The organism is Pseudomonas sp. 09C 129, assembly GCF_002843625.1.
In the GTDB taxonomy this organism is placed as follows: domain Bacteria; phylum Pseudomonadota; class Gammaproteobacteria; order Pseudomonadales; family Pseudomonadaceae; genus Aquipseudomonas; species Aquipseudomonas chlororaphis.
This window is the reverse complement of record NZ_CP025261.1, coordinates 702,603-719,068: the sequence shown is the minus strand read 5'-3', so window position 1 is coordinate 719,068 and position 16,466 is coordinate 702,603. Positions and strand designations below refer to the sequence as shown.

General features: G+C 65.6%; 14 protein-coding genes. 7 read left to right on the top strand and 7 right to left on the bottom strand.

Annotation, left to right across the window (positions count from 1 at the left end; all coding sequences use genetic code 11):
• Nucleotides 1-147 precede the first annotated feature (147 nt).
• The gene (locus CXQ81_RS03340) at nucleotides 148-1,764 is read left to right on the top strand and encodes an alkaline phosphatase family protein (RefSeq protein ID WP_101336465.1); all 1,617 of its coding nucleotides are present in this window, start codon (nucleotides 148-150) and stop codon (nucleotides 1,762-1,764) included.
• Nucleotides 1,765-2,038: 274 nt separating this feature from the next.
• On the opposite strand, the gene CXQ81_RS03335 is transcribed toward CXQ81_RS03340, so the two are convergent.
• Nucleotides 2,039-2,944 carry a TauD/TfdA family dioxygenase gene (locus tag CXQ81_RS03335; protein WP_007932926.1) on the bottom strand — a complete coding sequence of 302 codons (906 nt, stop codon included), beginning with the start codon at nucleotides 2,942-2,944 and terminating at the stop codon, nucleotides 2,039-2,041.
• A gap of 183 nt (nucleotides 2,945-3,127) precedes the next feature.
• Here CXQ81_RS03335 and CXQ81_RS03330 point away from each other — a divergent pair, with 183 nt between their 5' ends.
• The gene (locus CXQ81_RS03330) at nucleotides 3,128-4,048 is read left to right on the top strand and encodes a LysR family transcriptional regulator (RefSeq protein ID WP_101336464.1); all 921 of its coding nucleotides are present in this window, start codon (nucleotides 3,128-3,130) and stop codon (nucleotides 4,046-4,048) included.
• A gap of 215 nt (nucleotides 4,049-4,263) precedes the next feature.
• Here CXQ81_RS03330 and CXQ81_RS03325 read toward each other — a convergent pair whose 3' ends face one another.
• The gene (locus CXQ81_RS03325; RefSeq protein ID WP_101336463.1) at nucleotides 4,264-5,286 is read right to left on the bottom strand and encodes an ABC transporter substrate-binding protein; all 1,023 of its coding nucleotides are present in this window, start codon (nucleotides 5,284-5,286) and stop codon (nucleotides 4,264-4,266) included.
• Nucleotides 5,287-5,675: 389 nt separating this feature from the next.
• On the opposite strand from CXQ81_RS03325, the gene CXQ81_RS03320 reads away from it, so the two are divergent.
• The 3 genes from CXQ81_RS03320 to CXQ81_RS03310 are packed head-to-tail and all read left to right on the top strand — an operon-like array spanning nucleotide 5,676 to nucleotide 9,720.
• Nucleotides 5,676-7,271 carry an ABC transporter permease gene (locus CXQ81_RS03320; protein ID WP_101336462.1) on the top strand — a complete coding sequence of 532 codons (1,596 nt, stop codon included), beginning with the start codon at nucleotides 5,676-5,678 and terminating at the stop codon, nucleotides 7,269-7,271.
• Nucleotides 7,268-8,095 carry an ABC transporter ATP-binding protein gene (locus CXQ81_RS03315; protein WP_101336461.1) on the top strand — a complete coding sequence of 276 codons (828 nt, stop codon included), beginning with the start codon at nucleotides 7,268-7,270 and terminating at the stop codon, nucleotides 8,093-8,095. The genes CXQ81_RS03320 and CXQ81_RS03315 overlap by 4 nt, the downstream gene beginning before the upstream one ends.
• 14 nt (nucleotides 8,096-8,109) lie before the next feature.
• On the top strand, nucleotides 8,110-9,720 hold the full coding sequence (locus tag CXQ81_RS03310) for an arylsulfatase (protein WP_101336460.1): 1,611 nt from the start codon (nucleotides 8,110-8,112) through the stop codon (nucleotides 9,718-9,720).
• A 242-nt stretch (nucleotides 9,721-9,962) separates the two neighbouring features.
• Here CXQ81_RS03310 and CXQ81_RS03305 read toward each other — a convergent pair whose 3' ends face one another.
• Nucleotides 9,963-11,036, bottom strand: a complete 1,074-nt coding sequence (locus CXQ81_RS03305; RefSeq protein WP_101336459.1) for a fatty acid desaturase — start codon at nucleotides 11,034-11,036, stop codon at nucleotides 9,963-9,965.
• Nucleotides 11,037-11,136: 100 nt separating this feature from the next.
• Between CXQ81_RS03305 and CXQ81_RS03300 the strand changes: the two genes are divergently transcribed.
• The gene (locus CXQ81_RS03300; protein ID WP_101336458.1) at nucleotides 11,137-12,141 is read left to right on the top strand and encodes an AraC family transcriptional regulator; all 1,005 of its coding nucleotides are present in this window, start codon (nucleotides 11,137-11,139) and stop codon (nucleotides 12,139-12,141) included.
• A 146-nt stretch (nucleotides 12,142-12,287) separates the two neighbouring features.
• Here CXQ81_RS03300 and CXQ81_RS03295 read toward each other — a convergent pair whose 3' ends face one another.
• Nucleotides 12,288-12,974: a Crp/Fnr family transcriptional regulator gene (locus CXQ81_RS03295; RefSeq protein ID WP_101336457.1), complete on the bottom strand. Its 687-nt coding sequence runs from the start codon at nucleotides 12,972-12,974 to the stop codon at nucleotides 12,288-12,290.
• Between the two features lie 102 nt (nucleotides 12,975-13,076).
• Here CXQ81_RS03295 and CXQ81_RS03290 point away from each other — a divergent pair, with 102 nt between their 5' ends.
• Nucleotides 13,077-13,601 carry a DUF962 domain-containing protein gene (locus tag CXQ81_RS03290; protein ID WP_101336456.1) on the top strand — a complete coding sequence of 175 codons (525 nt, stop codon included), beginning with the start codon at nucleotides 13,077-13,079 and terminating at the stop codon, nucleotides 13,599-13,601.
• A gap of 72 nt (nucleotides 13,602-13,673) precedes the next feature.
• On the opposite strand, the gene CXQ81_RS03285 is transcribed toward CXQ81_RS03290, so the two are convergent.
• The 3 genes from CXQ81_RS03285 to cysT are packed head-to-tail and all read right to left on the bottom strand — an operon-like array spanning nucleotide 13,674 to nucleotide 16,371.
• Nucleotides 13,674-14,663, bottom strand: coding sequence for a sulfate/molybdate ABC transporter ATP-binding protein (locus CXQ81_RS03285; RefSeq protein ID WP_007921524.1), 990 nt, complete (start codon nucleotides 14,661-14,663; stop codon nucleotides 13,674-13,676).
• Between the two features lie 3 nt (nucleotides 14,664-14,666).
• Nucleotides 14,667-15,539 carry a sulfate ABC transporter permease subunit CysW gene (gene cysW, locus CXQ81_RS03280; protein WP_007921522.1) on the bottom strand — a complete coding sequence of 291 codons (873 nt, stop codon included), beginning with the start codon at nucleotides 15,537-15,539 and terminating at the stop codon, nucleotides 14,667-14,669.
• A gap of 13 nt (nucleotides 15,540-15,552) precedes the next feature.
• Nucleotides 15,553-16,371 carry a sulfate ABC transporter permease subunit CysT gene (cysT, locus tag CXQ81_RS03275; RefSeq protein ID WP_007921521.1) on the bottom strand — a complete coding sequence of 273 codons (819 nt, stop codon included), beginning with the start codon at nucleotides 16,369-16,371 and terminating at the stop codon, nucleotides 15,553-15,555.
• Between the last annotated feature and the right edge of the window lie 95 nt (nucleotides 16,372-16,466).

Below are 16,466 nucleotides of genomic sequence, written 5' to 3'. Positions count from 1 at the left end.
CCTGCGGCCTTATCGCAGCCTTCGGCAGCGGCTACAGGGGTCGCCTTCGCCCATGCATATCACGCATGAAAAGCATGCGCCAAATGCGCTTGTCGGAACGCCCCGCGACAGCGAAAACCCTCACCTGTCTTTCGATCGGTGAACGCCATGTCCAACCCCGTCCAACCCGTGCGCAACGTGCTGTACATCATGTGCGACCAGCTGCGTCGCGATTACCTGTCGTGCTACGGCCATCCCCATCTGCACACGCCGAACATCGACCGCCTGGCCGCCGCCGGCGTGCGCTTCAGCCGCGCCTACACCCAGGGCACCATCTGCGGGCCGTCGCGGATGTCGGCCTACACCGGGCGTTATGTCAGCAGCCACCAGGTGGCGTGGAACGCCGTGCCGCTGCCCCTGGAAGAGCTGACCATCGGCGACTACCTGAGCCCCCACGGCATCCGCACCGCGCTGGTGGGCAAGACCCACGCCACGCCCAATCTCGATGCCTTGCAGCGCCTGGCGATCGACCCCGAAAGCCAGCAGGCCGAGGCCCTCAACGAGGTCGGTTTCGAACCCTATCTGCGCCACGACGGGATCTTCCCCGACAGCCCACTGTTCGACGACAAACGCGAGTCGGCGCCCTACACCCATTACTTGCGCGAACAGGGCTACCAGGGGCGCAACCCCTGGCACGACTGGGCCAACGCCGCCGCAGGTGAACAGGGTGAAATCCTCAGCGGCTGGAAAATGCGCAACGCCCACCTGCCGGCCCGCATCCCCGAGCAGCATTCGGAGACCGTCTACACCACCGACCGCGCCCTCGACTTCATCCAAGAGCAGGGCGAGCAGCCCTGGTGCCTGCACCTGTCCTATATCAAGCCGCACTGGCCCTATATCGCGCCGGCGCCCTACCACGCGCTGTACACGGCCGAGCAGGTGATCGCCCCGGTGCGCGCCGCCGCCGACGAGGCCAGCGACCACCCGGTGTATGCCGCCTTTCGCCAGCATCAGGAGAGCCAGAACTTCTCCCGCGACAAAGTGCGCCTGAACGTGGTGCCGACTTACATGGGCCTGATCAAGCAGGTGGACGATCAGCTCGGCCGCCTGTTCGATTTCCTGCAAAGCAGCGGGCGCTGGGACGACACCCTGATCGTGTTCACCAGCGACCACGGCGACTTTCTCGGCGATCACTGGCTGGGGGAAAAGGAGTTTTTACTGGAGCCGGCCGTGGGCGTGCCACTGATCGTGCGCGACCCACGGGCCGCGGCGGATATCAGCCGCGGCACGCTGGACGAGCGCCTGGTGGAAACCATCGATGCCCTGCCGACCTTTCTCGACGCCCTGGGGCTGCCCGGCGCCGAACACCGGCTGGAAGGCCGCTCGCTGATCCCGCTGTTGCACGGCACGGCGGGCGACTGGCGCCGCTATGCCATCAGCGAATACGACTACGCGTTCCAGGCCCCGGCCCGCGAACGCCTGGCCCAGCCCATCGACCGCTGCCGCATGACCATGGTGCGCAGCGAGCGCTGGAAATACCTGGCCTACGACGGCTTCCGCCCGCAGCTGTTCGACCTCTACAACGACCCCCAGGAACTGCGCGACCTCGGCGCCGACCCGGCCTATGCGGCGGTGCGCGAGGAGCACCTGGGGTATCTGTTCGACTGGCTGCGCGGGCTGAAGCGGCGGACCACCATCAGCCACGAAGAGATCGACCTGCGCGGGCAACGCTTTCGCTATGGCGAGCCGGAGGCAGAAAAGGTGGTGCAGATCGGGGTGTGGTGAGGGCGCCGCTGCGCGGCTGATCGCGAGCAAGCTCGCTCCTACAGGGGCACGGCATTGCGCCTTTCTGTAGGAGCGAGCTTGCTCGCGAAAAGTGAGGCGGCGGCTTCGCGGGCTCGATTGCCGGCGAAAAATTTCAAACCCACCGCGCACTCCTGTAGCCGCTGCCGCAGGCTGCGATAAGGCCGAAGGCCTTTGGCGATCTTGAAACCGCCGCGCCCCTTCGGGTCGATCGCAGCCTGCGGCAGCGGCTACAGAGAGCCTTGGGACGCCTCTGTCACAGCCCCTTGATGGTCTGGCTACGTTGCCCATGCACACCCACCGGCACGTCGCCCTTGAGGGTCACGCGGCGGACCACGCGGTCCTGGGTGCCGTAGTCGTCGACCGCGTAATGCTGGGTCGAACGGTTGTCCCAGATCGCCACGTCACCGGCGGTCCAGCGCCAGCGCACGGTGTTTTCCAGACGCGTGACATGGCTTTGCAACAGGTTGAACAGGTGCGCCGAATCGGCCTGGGTGTAGCCCTTGATGCGTTTGACGAAATGCCCGAGCACCAGGCTCTTCTCGCCGCTCACCGGGTGCACGCGCACCAGCGGGTGCTCGGTCTCATAGACGGTGGAGGTGAACACCTTGCGATAGCGCTCCAGCTTCTCCGCCGACACGTCGGGCTTGGCCCCGGCGTAGTCGTATTCGTTGCTGTGCACCGCCCAGAGCTTGTCCGCCAGCTCGCGCAGCTCCGCCGGCAGTTCGTTGTAGGCCGCGGCGGTGTTGGCCCAGACCGTGTCGCCACCGGAGGCCGGCGCCACCACCGAACGCAGGATCGAGGCCTTCGGGTAGGCATCGACGAAGGTCACGTCGGTGTGCCAGGAATTGGCGCGCTGGCCCTCGGCGCCGTCCAGTTCGAGCAGGTAACGGGTGCCGTCGCGCACCGGTACGGTGGGGTGCGCCACCGGCTCGCCGAGCAGGTGGGAGAAGGCTTCCTGGCTCTGGTCGTCGAGGTGAGCCTGGCCACGGAAGAAGATCACCTTGTAGTCCACCAGCGCCTGCTGGATGGCTTCGACCGTGGCGGCGTCCAGCTCGCCGGAGAGTTGCACGCCACGGATCTCGGCGCCGATACGGCCGGCCACCGGGTGGATCTCAAGCGCATGAACAGCGGGTTTAACGGCTAGTGCGGCATTGCTCATCGGGTAGACCCTCGTCTGACTGCTTACGGTTGAGCGGCAGCGAAACAACGCTCTATCTATATTCACTTTAGATCTAATAGATATTCACATGCTTCGTTGACGGAATAAGAGCTTGCATTTAAAACCTCATTCCTCACTCGTCGCAAATGCCTTCGGGCTATTTTTCGGATGCCGGGAAAGCATATGGATCTTCGCCAATTGCGTTACTTCATCGCCCTCAACGAACACCGCAGTTTTGTCCGCGCGGCGGACGCCATGGGCATCACCCAGCCGGCCTTCAGCCGCAGCATCCAGGGCCTGGAGCAGGAGTTCGGCTGCGTGCTGGTGGACCGTGGCAACAAGGATTTGCGTCCCACCCCGGAAGGCCAGGTGGTGTTGCAGCACGCCCTGAGCCTGGTGCAGGGCGCAGCCTTGCTGAGCAGCGAAGTGACGCAGATGACCAAGCTCGACGCCGGCGAGCTGCGCTTCGGTTGCGGCCCGGCGCCGGCGGTGAAACTGGTGCCCGACGCGGTGGCGCAATTCACCGGCATCCACCCCAAGGTGCGTATCTGCCTGGAGGTGGATAACTGGGAAAAACTCAGCCGCAGCCTGAGCCGCGAAGAGATCGAATTCTTTATCGCCGACATCCGCCATTTCGAAGCCGACCCGAACTTCCAGACCCAGCCCCTGACGCCCAAGCGCGGGGTGTTTTTCTGCCGCCCGGGGCACCCGCTGCTGGCCAAGGAAAGCCTGTCGACCAACGACATGTTCGACTACCCGCTGGCCAGCACGCTGATCCCGCCGGGGATCCGCAAGCTGCTGGCCAACCTCAGCGGGCGCATCGATTTTTCCCCGACCATCCAGACCGAGCATTTCCCGGCGCTGGTGAAGATCGTGCGCCAGTCCAATGCGATTGGCGTGGGCACCGAAGAAGCCTTCGTCGAGGACATCGAACAGGGTTCCCTGGCGCTGCTGCACTGGCGCAACCTGCCGCAGAACATCGAGAGCATGAACGCCCGCTGCGGCATCGTCAGCCGCACGGGATTTCGCCTGTCGCCGGCGGCCCGCAAGATGATCGAAGTGCTGGTGGCGGTGGATCGGCAGCAGGTCAGCATGGCGTCCTAGGACGCCATCGCGGGCAAGCTCGCGCCTGCAGAAGACGCAATCTGTAGCCGCTGCCGAGCCCGCGAGGCTGCGATCGACGACGCAGTCGTCGCAACAAGGCCCACCCGGTTCGTCCAGGCAGACCGCGTTGTCGGGTTTTGCGGCCCCTGCGGGACCGATCGCAGCCTCGCAGGCTCGGCAGCGGCTACGGGACGTAAGCGGATTGCCAGGTGGCCTTACAGACCGGCGGCCGCCAACTGCGGCGCCACCCATTCGCTGACCTTGAACGGCTTGCGGATCAACCGCTGCTGCGCAGCCAGGTCCACCGCGTCCTGCAGTTTGCCGAGGAACACCGGGTCCAGGGTCGAGGGGAAGATTTCGCTGAAGCGCTGATCCTTGAGGTCCTGCTGCAGCACCGCCGGCGGGTAGCTGGCCAGCCCCGACACCAGCTCGATATAGGCGTCCTTGTTGCTGTCCTGGGTCAGCCACTGCACCGCCTGCTGTTGGGCCTTGAGCAGCTTCTCCACCACCTCGGGATGGGCATCGACGAAGGTGCCGCTGCCCACCAGCACCGCCTGCACGCTACCCGCGCCGCCCAGGTCCTTGGTGTTCAGCGGCACCTCGGCCAGGCCCTTGGCCTGCAAGGCGTTCAAGTTGGAACCGCCCCAGGTAGCATCGATCTGCTTCGCCGCCAGCGCCGCGACCGCCGCGTTGAAATCCAGGTTGATGATCTTCAGGTCCTTCTCGCTCAGACCCTGGCTGGCCAGCGCGGCATCCAGCGACAACTGCGTGGCCGTGCCGCGGAACACCGCGACCCGCTTGCCCTTGAGGTCCTGCAAGGTCTTGATCCCCGAGCCCGGCACCACTCCCAGGTACTGCTTGACCCCACGGGCAGTGGCGCTCAGCAGGCGGGTGTCCAGGCCGTTGGACTTGCCGATGATTGCCGCCAGGTCCCCCAGGTAGGCCAGGTCCACCTGACCGTTGGCGAAGGCCTCGTTGATCACCGGGCCGGCGCCCTTGAAGTAGTTCCACTGGATGCTGATGCCCTGGTCGGCGAAGGCCTTTTCGAAGATCTGCTGCTGGCGCAGCACGTCCGTCACCCCGCCGCCGCTGTGCTGGGTGCCGGCGCTGAGGTCCGGCACGGCGATGCGGATCTGCTTGAGCTCATCCGCCTGGGCCAGCAGCGGCAGGTACCCCAGGAACCCCGCCAGGGCCGGCGCGGCGAACAGACTGAGGACGCGTTTGAAGGGAAGGTTCATAAGGTGTGGCTCCTGGCTGCGACGGGCATTGAGGAGCAGAAGGTAGGCTCAAGGCGATCAAAGCTTTAAATACTATAAATTCACATTTTAATAACCTGTTCGAATAAACCAGCCAGGACGCGGCTCTGCGCGGCGTATGCATGGTCAGCATCGAAAATATTCTCCAAATGCATTGGATGCGGCGTGCCTGGAGGCCTTAAATGGCCTCTCTTATCTCCCAATAGCATCGATATAACTTTTTATATAACCAAAATCCACTCCGTAGGAGCGAGGCTTGCCCGCGATTCGCGTTGTATCTGACCCACCGCCATCGCGGGCAAGCCTCGCTCCTACAGAAGAAAGAAGCAGAAGAAAAAAGATGCCGCACAACCCGACAACGGAGGTCATCCATGGCCCGTGTTTCCCTTCTCAGCTTGCCGTTGGCCGCGCCCGCCGATAAGCCGCTGTCCTGGCCGCGCATCCACCGGCGGCTGTTGCCCTGGCTGCTGCCCCTGGGCCTGTTCGCCCTGTGGTGGCTGGCCAGCCGCAATGCCTGGATGAGCGAGCAGATCCTGCCGGCACCGGCATTGGTCTGGAGCAGCGCGCTCGAGCTGGCCGGCGGCGAGCTGTGGAGCCATCTGGCGATCAGCCTGCAACGGTTGGCCTGGGGCCTGCTGGCGGGCATCGGCGCCGGCGCCGTGCTGGGCGCGGCGCTGGGTTCCAGCCGGCGCCTGGAACGCCTGGTGTTCCCCACCTTCGCCGCCCTGTCCCAGGTTCCGACCCTGGCCTGGATTCCGCTGTTCATGGTGTTTTTCGGCATCGGCGAACTGCTCAAGCTGGTGGTGCTGGTCAAGGCCATCGTGGTGCCGGTGACCCTGCATACCCTGGTCGGCGTGCGCGACGCCCAGCCCAGATTGCGCGAAGCCGCCGCCGTGCTGCGCCTGCCGCCGCACCTGCTGATCCGCCGGCTGGTACTGCCCGCCGCCCTGCCCGCCTTCATGGCCGGCGTGCGCCTGGCCCTGGCCGCCGGCTGGACCTCGCTGCTGGCGGTGGAGCTGCTGGCCTCCAGCGAAGGCATCGGCTACCTGATGGTCTGGGCGCGCCAGCTGTTCATGCTGGATATCGTCTTCGTCTGCATCGTGGTGATCGGGGTGATGGGCGTGGCCATGGACCGCGGCATCGGCCTGCTGGACAAGGCCCTGGTGCACTGGCCGCACCCGGCCATCGCGCAGATCCGCCGCGGCCCGCGCTACCAGGGCTGGCAACGCCTGCAGCCGTGGCTGCTACCGCTGTTCCTGCTGGCGCTGTGGCAAGTGGCGAACCAGCTGGAATGGGTCGACGCCAATATCCTGGTGAGCCCGCTGACGGTGCTGCAAACCACCTGGAACGGCCTGCTCGACGGCAGCCTGTCGGGCGGCCTGGGCCTGAGCCTGCGGCGCACCCTCGGCGGCCTGTTGCTGGGCGGCGGCCTGGGGTTTGCCCTGGGCCTGCTGCTGGGCCTGTCGCCTCTGAGCGAACGTCTTCTGGGGCCGACCCTGGCGGCGCTGCGGCAGATCGCCATTTTCGCCTGGGTGCCGCTGCTCACCGCCTGGTTCGGCCTCGGGGAGCTGGCGAAATGGGTATTTGTCGCGCTGGCCGCGTTCTTCCCGCTGTTTATCGCCACCCAGCGCAGCGTCGCCAACCTGTCGCCGCAACTGACCGAGGCGGCGCAAGTGCTGCGCCTGAACCTCTGGCAACGCCTGCGCCGCCTGGTGCTGCCGGGCGCCGCGCCGGGGATCTTCGCCGGCCTGCGCCTGAGCCTGATCTACGCCTGGCTGGGGACCATCGGCGCGGAATATTTCATGCCGTCCAACGGCGGCATCGGCAGCCAGATGATCGGCGCCCAGCAGCTGCTGCGCATGGACCTGATCATGGCCGGCATGCTCCTGGTGGGGCTCGCCGGCGCCCTGCTCAACCTTATTGGCCAACAGCTCGAAACCCGCGCCACACGCTGGAGACACGCATGAACGCACTCGTACCTTCCCCCATCGTCAGCTTCAGCCATGTGGGCAAGACCTTCGAGGTCGCCGGCGGCGAGCTGGAGGCGATCCGCGAATTCAACCTGGAGATTGCCGAGGGCGAATTCGTCGCCATCGTCGGCGCAAGCGGCTGCGGCAAATCCACCCTGCTGCGCCTGCTGATCGGCCTGGATACGCAGTTTCGCGGCGAGATCCGCGTCGACGGCAAGGCCGTCAGCGGCATCGGCGGCGAACGCGGCATCGTGTTCCAGGAACATCGCCTGTTCCCCTGGCTGACGGTCGCGGAAAACATCGGCCTGGGCCTGGTCAACGAAGCCCTGAGCGCCGCCGAACGGCAAACCCGCATCGCCGATTTCATCGAACTGGTGGGCCTCACCGATTTCACCCGCGCCTACCCGCACCAGCTGTCCGGCGGCATGGCGCAACGAGTAGCCATCGCCCGCGGCCTGGTAGCCAGCCCGCGCATCCTGCTGCTGGACGAACCCTTCGGCGCCCTCGACGCGCTGACCCGCCAGCAGATGCAGGACGAGCTGCTGGCGATCCGCGAGCGGGCCAGGATCACCACGGTGCTGGTCACCCATGACGTCGAGGAAGCAATCTTCCTCGCCGACCGCGTGGTGGTGATGGAACCACGCCCGGGCCGGATCAAGCGGGTGGTGGACATCGCCCTGCCTCATCCGCGCCAGCGCAGCAGTTTCGACTTCCACCAGCTGCGCGAAGAACTGCTCCACGAACTGACCCGTGACTATCACTACCAGGTGCCTTTGCCCGCCCAGATCCGTGACCTGCCACTGGCCTTTATTGCTTGCTGACAAGGAGTGAACAGATGCCGCAACGTCCCAACTTTTTGGTGATCCTGGCCGACGACCTGGGCTTTTCCGATCTCGGTGCCTTCGGCGGCGAAATCGCCACGCCGAACCTCGATGCCCTGGCCGAAGGCGGCCTGCGCCTGACCGACTTCCACACCGCGCCGACCTGCTCGCCGACCCGCTCCATGCTGCTCACCGGCACCGACCACCATATCGCCGGCATCGGCACCATGGCCGAGGCCCTGACCCCGGAACTGATCGGCAAGCCGGGCTACGAGGGCCACCTCAACGACCGCGTGGTGGCCCTGCCCGAGCTGCTGCGCGACGCCGGCTACCAGACCCTGATGAGCGGCAAATGGCACCTGGGCCTGACCGCCGAACTGGCGCCCCATGCCCGGGGTTTCGAGCGTTCGTTCTCGCTGCTGCCCGGCGCCGCCAACCACTACGGTTTCGAGCCGACCTACGACGAACACACCCCAGGGCTGCTCAAATCCACCCCGGCGCTGTACATCGAGGACGACCGCTTCATCGAGCAATTGCCCAAGGATTTCTATTCCTCCGACGCCTTCGGCGACAAGCTGCTGCAGTACCTCAAGGAGCGCGACCAGACCCGGCCGTTCTTCGCCTACCTGCCGTTTTCCGCGCCGCACTGGCCGTTGCAGGCGCCCGAGGAGGTGGTCGCCAAGTACCGTGGCCGCTATGACGCCGGCCCCGAAGTGCTGCGCCTGGAGCGCCTGGAAAAGCTCAAGCAACTGGGGCTGATCGAGGCCGATGTGGAGCCGCACCCGCTGCTGGGCCTGAGCGCCGAATGGGCGGCCTTGAGCGAGCAGCAGCGGCAGGTTTCCGCGCGGGCCATGGAGGTCTACGCGGCGATGGTCGAGCGCATGGACTGGAACATCGGCCGGGTGGTGGACTACCTGCGCCAGCAGGGCCAGCTGGACAACACCTTTATCCTGTTCATGTCCGACAACGGTGCCGAAGGCGCGCTGCTGGAAGCCTTCCCCAAGTTCGGCCCGCAGCTGTTGACCTACCTCAACCGGCACTACGACAACAGCCTGGACAACATCGGCCGCGCCAACTCCTACGTCTGGTACGGCCCGGCCTGGGCCCAGGTCGCCACCGCGCCGTCACGCCTGTTCAAGGCCTTCACCACCGAAGGCGGGATCCGCGTGCCGGCGCTGGTGCATTACCCGCAGTTGGCGCTCAAGGGGCGGATCAGCCATGGCTTCGGCACGGTGATGGACATCACCCCGACCATTCTCGACCTGGCCGGCGTGCGTCATCCCGGCAAGCGCTGGCGCGGCAAGGAGGTGGCGCCATTGCGCGGCAAGTCGTGGCTGGGTTTCCTGTCCGGCGAGACCGCGCAGGTGCATGACGAACACACGGTCACCGGCTGGGAACTGTTCGGCCGCCGGGCGATTCGCCAGGGCCAGTGGAAAGCGGTGTACATCCCCGGCCCGGTGGGCCCGGCGACCTGGCAGCTGTACGACCTGAGCCAGGACCCGGGGGAGATCCACGACCTGGCCCAAAGCGAGCCGGGCAAGCTCGACGCGCTGATCGGCCACTGGCAGCAGTACGTGGACGAAACCGGAGTGATCCTCAGCGCCTCGCCGTTCCAGCCGGATTGACCCCGTAGCCGCTGCCGCAGGCTGCGATGGTCCGGGCCACGCTGGTCGCAGGACCTCCTAGAGCCTTGAGATCGCCACGGCCGTTCCGGCCGATCGCAGCCTGCGGCAGCGGCTACAGGTGGGGGAAAACGCCGAAGGTTGCGCGTCTGCGGAATCGCCATCGCGAGCAAGCTCGCTCCTACAGGTTATCCATGTACTTGTAGGAGCGAGCTTGCTCGCGATTGGCCCTCAAACGCGATACATCACGCCCCGACACCCCGCACCGCCTGCGCCGCCACCTGTTCCTTGCGGATAAAGCGGTTGGCCCGGCCGAAGGTGCCGAAATCGTTGAAGCGCACGCCCATCTCGGCCATCACCTTGTGCGCCACCGGCGCGGTCAGCTGGCGGATGTAGAAGGGTTCCTTGACCACGAAATGATGGATGCCGTGGGTGCTGCCGAAGTTGCAGCAGAACGCCTGCAACGGCCACAGCCACCAGGGGTTGAGCACCTGGGTCTGCTGGATCACGTTGCCCGCTTCGATGTCGCCGTAGTAGTGCATGTTCGAGCTGACAAAATGCAGGCAGAAGGTGCGCAGCACGTTGGGGCCGACGATCACCACCACGGCGATATCGAGCACCTGCATCACCGCCAGGGTGCTGGCCGACCAGTCGATGGGCGAACCCAGCAGCGCGGCGACGCCATTGGCGGCGTGGAAGCCGAGGAACACATACCAAGCCCCCCAGTGCAACAGCGCCAGCGGCGCGTACACCTTCAGGGTGCGCTTGAGGATGCTGCGCTTGTGCGCCCAGGTCCTGGCGCGCAGGGTGCGGATCAATGACGACATGACATTGTCGCCAACCATCAGCAGGCGGGCGATGCCCCAGGGCTCGCCGTTGGTGATGGCGCGCTCCTCCATATCGGCCTCGGTGCCGGACACCTTGTGGTGATTGAGGTGCAGATGGCGGCGGATCCACGGGTTGATGGTGCTCGGCCGCGCCAGCCAGACCAGCGCCAGCATCAGGTTGTGGGGGACGCGCTGCTTGCGGAAATACATGCTGTGGATCAGGTCGTGCTCCAGCTCGTGGGTCAAGGAGGCGAAAAACGCGTTGAGCAGCAGGCAGGCCCACCAGGCCATGTACCCGCCGATATAGAGCGCCGCCGTGCCGATCATCCCGGCCAGGGCCAAGGCCAGGATGCCTGCGCCCAGCGCGTCCTGATGCTTGAGCAGCGGGTAGCGCTCGCGCAACTCGACACCCCTGGCCAGCACCACCTCGCGAATACGCGCCGATCGTTGCTGTGCATTCAGCCGGTCGGGACTTGCAGAAGTACCGTACATGCTTCCATCCTCTGGTTATTGATGTTCGCATCCTGCCCTGCGCCCACGCGCCGGGCGCTAGCCGCGGACGCCAACCTGTTGACCGGACGCGCCAACCGCCATGACCGAACCCACTTCCCTCGCCAGCTGGACCCGCGCCCTGCGCAAGCAGCTCGATGCCCTGGGCCTCGACAGCACCGCCTTGTGCCACCAGGCCGGCCTCGACCCACAACTGATGGACGATCCCAACGCGCGTTACCCGCTGTCGGCCACCACCCGCCTGTGGCAGCTGGCGGTGCAGGCCAGCGGCGACCCGGCCATAGGTTTGCGGGTCTCGCGCTTCGTCAGCCCGACCACCTTCCATGCCCTGGGTTATGCGCTGGTGGCCAGCGGCAGCCTGCGGGAAGTGTTCGAGCGCATCGTGCGTTATCACCAAGTGGTCAGCGACGCCCTGGAGCTGGAGCTGACCCGCACCGAGGACCGCTATCGCTTTCGCCTGAAGGTCCCCGAGGGCAATCCGGAGCCGGCGGTCGAGGCCATCGATGCCTTTGTCGCGATCTACGTCCGCACCTGCCGCAACCGCCTGGGCCGCGACTACGCGCCGCTGGCGGTGTACCTGCGGCGCTCCGAGCCGGCGGACCCCAGGCAATGGCACACGGTGTTTCGCGCCCCGGTGTTTTTCGGCGCCGACGAGGATCGCCTGGAGTTCGGCCTGCACGATTTCGACAGCCACCTGGACGACGCCAACCCGGAACTGGCCGAACACAACGAGGCGGTGCTCAAGCGCACCCTGATGCAACTGCAACCCTTGACCTGGGAGCGCAAGGTGCGCGGGGTGATCGAGGCCCAGCTGCCGGAGGGCGAACCTTCGGCGGAACGGGTGGCCCAGGCCCTGCACCTGAGCCTGCGCAGCCTGCAACGCCACCTGGCGGACGAGGGTTGTCGCTTCGACACCCTGCTCAACGAATGCCGGGAGAACCTCGCCCTGCTGCACCTGCGCGACCCGCAGTGCTCCCTGAGCGAGATCAGCTACCTGCTGGGGTTCGCCGACGCCAGCAGCTTCAGCCGCGCGTTCAAACGCTGGACCGGGATGACCCCGGGGCAGTTTCGCGATGGGTTGCGTTAGCCGTGGATTGGCGGTGTCGGTACGGGCCTCATCGCGGGCAAGCCTCGCTCCTACAGATCGGCGTCGTTCGTAAATGGCACGAATGACACAACCCTGTAGGAGCGAGCGGGCGGCGATCCGACTTGCCCGCGATAGCGATCTAAGGGTCAAACTCCGGCCAATACCCGCAACCGCGCTTCGTCGAGGATCTCGATCTCGCCGTAACCCAGCTTGAGAATGCCTTGCCCCTGCAAGTCCTTGAGGATCTGGTTGGTGGTCTGGCGCGACAGCGACAGCAGCAGCGCCAGTTGCTCCTGGGGCAGGTGCAGGACCCGCCGCGTGGTGTCGGTTTCGCCGTAGCCGCGGGCGATCATCAACAGGCGGTTGGCCACCCGCGCCGGGGCCGGCATCAGGCTCAGCTGTTCGAGGTTGATAAAGGTCAGGCGCAGCTTGTGGCTCATCAGCAGCGCCAGCTGCCGCCAGTATTGCGGGTGTTCGTCCAGCAGTTCGAGCAGCGCCGCCTGGGGCACATTGAGCAGGCTGCACGGGCCCACGGCATAGGCGTCATGGGTGCGCGGCTGGCCGTCGAACAGGCTGATCTCGCCGAACCAGTGCGGCGCCTCCACCAGGCTCAGCAGCGCCTCCTTGCCCTCCTCGCTGACCGCGCCGATGCGCACCGTGCCTTCCAGTACCGCGTACAGGCCGCAGGGCGGATCGCCGCGCTGGAACAGCCGTTGGCCCGGCGCCAGCGAGCGCAAACGGGCATTGACCAACAAACTATTCTGTAATTGAGCGGGCAAGCGGCTGAACCACTGGCCGCTCATCAGGCGCTCGCGCCAGACCTGCATCTTCATCGATAGTTTTATCCACGGGGGCAGCGAGCCGATTGTCGCCTAGCCGACAGAACCGGCGACCGGCGCAGGGCATGATTCGATCACCCTACAGGAGGAACAACAATGAAAAGCCTCGTCGACCATCTCAGTCAATACGCCGCCTACCACCGTGATCCGCGCAACATCGCCAGCCACTTTATCGGCATTCCGCTGATTGTGCTGGCCGTCGCCGTACTGCTGTCGCGCCCCGCCTGGCCGGTCGCCGGGCTGTGGCTGTCGCCGGCGCTGCTGCTGGCGCTGGCGTCCTGCGCGTTCTACCTGCGCCTGGAACTGCGCCTGGGCCTGCTGATGACGCTGTTGATGGGGCTGTCGGTGTGGGCCGGCCATGGGCTGGCGCAGCAAAGCACCCTGGTCTGGCTGGCCAGCGGGGTGGGCATGTTCGTGATCGGCTGGGTGATCCAGTTCGTCGGCCATTACTACGAAGGACGCAAGCCGGCCTTTGTCGATGACGTCTCGGGGCTGATCGTCGGGCCGTTGTTCGTGGTGGCGGAGCTGGCGTTTCTGCTGGGGCTGCGCCAGGCGCTCAAGCATGAAATCGAGGCGCGGGCGGGAGGGGTGCGGGTCAATCCGAAGCGCGCGGCGGTGTAGATCGCAATCGCGGGCAAGCCTCGCTCCTGTTTCTTCTGTAGGAGCGAGGCTTGCCCGCGATGCCTTTGCCTTTTAGATATTGGCGACCTTCTGCCAGACCTTGGGCTTGAAGAACAGCGTCTCGCCCTTGGCCAGCCCGACCAGGCTGTCATGGTCCTTCACCACTTCGGCCTCGATCAGTTCGCTCTGCCCTTCGACCTTCAAGGTCACCCGGGTGGTGGCGCCCAGCGGACGGATATCGCGCACTTCGGCGGCGTGGTGATCGGCCAGTTCGGAGCGTGACAGCGACACTTCGTGCGGGCGGAACAGCACATGGTGGTCCTCGCCCAAGTGCAGGCGGTTGGAGTCGCCGAGGAAGTGGTAGACGAAGTCACTGGCCGGGTTCTCGTACACCTCGCCCGGCGAGCCGATCTGCTCGATCACGCCCTTGTTCATCACCACGATACGGTCCGCCACTTCCATGGCTTCTTCCTGGTCGTGGGTGACGAATACCGAGGTCAGGTTGATGTCTTCGTGCAGCCGCGCCAGCCAGCGCCGCAGCTCCTTGCGCACCTTGGCATCCAGGGCGCCGAAGGGTTCGTCCAGCAGCAGCACTTTCGGCTCCACCGCCAGGGCGCGGGCCAGGGCGATCCGCTGGCGCTGGCCACCGGACAGCTGCTCCGGGTAGCGGTCGGCGAGCCAGTCCAGCTGCACCATGTTCAACAGCTCATGGACCTTCTCGGCGATCTTGCTTTCGCTCGGGCGCTGGTTCTTCGGCTTCATGCGCAGGCCGAAGGCGACGTTGTCGAACACGCTCATATGGCGGAACAGCGCGTAGTGCTGGAACACGAAACCGACGTTGCGATCGCGCACGTCGTGGCCGGAGACGTCCTCGCCGTGAAACACGATGCTGCCGGCGTCCGGGGTTTCCAGGCCGGCGATGATCCGCAGCAGGGTGGTCTTGCCGCAGCCGGACGGGCCCAGCAGCGCCACCAGCTCGCCGCTCTGGATGTCCAGGTTGATGCTGTTCAGGGCCTTGAAGGCGTTGAAGTTCTTGCTGACGTTACGGACTTCGATCGACATGATTCATTCCTCCGCGGCGCTGGCGCGCAGGCGGTTGATACGGTTTTCGCTCCACTGCTTGAGCAGCAGGATGAAGAGCGCCAGGATCAGCAACAGGCTCGCGACGGCGAACGCGGCGACGTGGTTGTATTCGTTGTAGAGGATCTCGACGTGCAGCGGCAGGGTGTTGGTCACCCCGCGAATGTGCCCGGAAACCACCGACACCGCGCCGAATTCACCCATGGCCCGCGCGGTGCAGAGCACCACGCCGTAGATCAGGCCCCACTTGATGTTCGGCACGGTCACATGCCAGAACATCTGCCAGCCGTTGGCCCCCAGCAGCCGCGCGGCTTCCTCTTCCTGGGTGCCCTGTTCCTGCATCAGCGGGATCAGCTCACGGGCGACGAAGGGCACGGTGACGAAGATGGTCGCCAGGACGATGCCCGGCAGGGCGAACACGATCTGGATATCGTGATCCTGCAGCCACGGCCCGAACAGGCCCTGGGCGCCGAACATCAGCACATAGACCAGGCCGGCGATCACCGGCGAGACCGAGAACGGCAAATCGATCAGGGTCACCAGGATGCTCTTGCCGCGGAAGGTGTATTTGCTCACGCACCAGGCGGCGCTGACGCCGAACACCAGGTTCAGCGGCACCGAGATCAGCACGGCGATCACCGTCAGCTTCAGGGCCGACAGCGCGTCCGGCTCGAAGATCGCGGCGAAGAACGCGCCGAGGCCGAGCTTGAGCCCCTGGGACACCACGATAAACAGCGGCAGCAGCAGGAACAGGGCGAAGATCAGCCAGCCAAGGCCGATCAGGATGCGCCGCGAGGTGGCGCTGCCACGACGGTCGGCGTTGGCCGAAGAGGCTGCGGAAATGGACGATTGGGACATGGTTCGCGCCTCCTTAAGGTCGTTCGATGCGCCGCTGCAGCAGGTTGATCAGCAGCAACAGGACAAAGGAAACCACCAGCATCAACACGCCGATGGAGGTCGCGCCGGTGTAATCGTACTGGTCGAGCTTGACCATGATCAGCAGCGGCAGGATTTCTGTTTTCATCGGCATGTTGCCGGCGATGAAGATCACCGAACCGTACTCGCCGACACCCCGGGCAAAGGCCAGGGCGAAGCCAGTCAGCCAGGCCGGCAGCAGCGCCGGTACCAGGATGTGGCGGAACACCTGCCAGGGCTTGGCGCCGAGGCAGGCGGCGGCTTCTTCGACCTCACGGGGAATGTCGGCCAGCACCGGCTGTACGGTGCGCACCACGAACGGCAGGGTGACGAAGGTCAGCGCCAGGGTGATGCCCAGGGGGGTATAGGCAATCTTGAAACCCAGGTCGGTGGCAAACTGGCCGACCAGGCCGGTCGGCGCGTACAGCGCGGTCAGCGCGATACCGGCCACCGCGGTGGGCAAGGCGAACGGCAGGTCGATCATCGCATCGATGATCTTGCGTCCGGGAAAGCTGTAGCGCACCAACACCCAGGCCAGCAGCGTGCCGATCACGCCATTGATGATCGCCGCGTACAGCGCCGTGCCGAAGCTCAGCTTGAGCGCGGCGAGCACCCGCGGCGCCGAGACGATGGCCCAGAACTGATCCCAGGTGAGTTGGGCGGCATGCACGAACATCGCCGCCAGGGGTATGAGCACAATCAGGCTGAGGTACACCAAGGTGTAGCCCAGCGTCAGCCCGAAGCCGGGTATGACGGGGGAGATACGACGCGACATAAAAGTCCTTGGTTGACACGCAAAGCCCGGAAACGAATCCGGGCCTATTGCTCTGGCGGTTCGGCGAGCCCTGGATGTCTTGCCGCCCGGGGCTC

Coding starts and splice junctions, on each gene's coding strand:
- CXQ81_RS03340 (WP_101336465.1), top strand. CDS start 148: ATGTCCAACCCCGTCCAACCCGTGCGCAACGTGCTGTACATCATGTGC.
- CXQ81_RS03335 (WP_007932926.1), bottom strand. CDS start 2,944: ATGAGCAATGCCGCACTAGCCGTTAAACCCGCTGTTCATGCGCTTGAG.
- CXQ81_RS03330 (WP_101336464.1), top strand. CDS start 3,128: ATGGATCTTCGCCAATTGCGTTACTTCATCGCCCTCAACGAACACCGC.
- CXQ81_RS03325 (WP_101336463.1), bottom strand. CDS start 5,286: ATGAACCTTCCCTTCAAACGCGTCCTCAGTCTGTTCGCCGCGCCGGCC.
- CXQ81_RS03320 (WP_101336462.1), top strand. CDS start 5,676: ATGGCCCGTGTTTCCCTTCTCAGCTTGCCGTTGGCCGCGCCCGCCGAT.
- CXQ81_RS03315 (WP_101336461.1), top strand. CDS start 7,268: ATGAACGCACTCGTACCTTCCCCCATCGTCAGCTTCAGCCATGTGGGC.
- CXQ81_RS03310 (WP_101336460.1), top strand. CDS start 8,110: ATGCCGCAACGTCCCAACTTTTTGGTGATCCTGGCCGACGACCTGGGC.
- CXQ81_RS03305 (WP_101336459.1), bottom strand. CDS start 11,036: ATGTACGGTACTTCTGCAAGTCCCGACCGGCTGAATGCACAGCAACGA.
- CXQ81_RS03300 (WP_101336458.1), top strand. CDS start 11,137: ATGACCGAACCCACTTCCCTCGCCAGCTGGACCCGCGCCCTGCGCAAG.
- CXQ81_RS03295 (WP_101336457.1), bottom strand. CDS start 12,974: ATGAAGATGCAGGTCTGGCGCGAGCGCCTGATGAGCGGCCAGTGGTTC.
- CXQ81_RS03290 (WP_101336456.1), top strand. CDS start 13,077: ATGAAAAGCCTCGTCGACCATCTCAGTCAATACGCCGCCTACCACCGT.
- CXQ81_RS03285 (WP_007921524.1), bottom strand. CDS start 14,663: ATGTCGATCGAAGTCCGTAACGTCAGCAAGAACTTCAACGCCTTCAAG.
- cysW (WP_007921522.1), bottom strand. CDS start 15,539: ATGTCCCAATCGTCCATTTCCGCAGCCTCTTCGGCCAACGCCGACCGT.
- cysT (WP_007921521.1), bottom strand. CDS start 16,371: ATGTCGCGTCGTATCTCCCCCGTCATACCCGGCTTCGGGCTGACGCTG.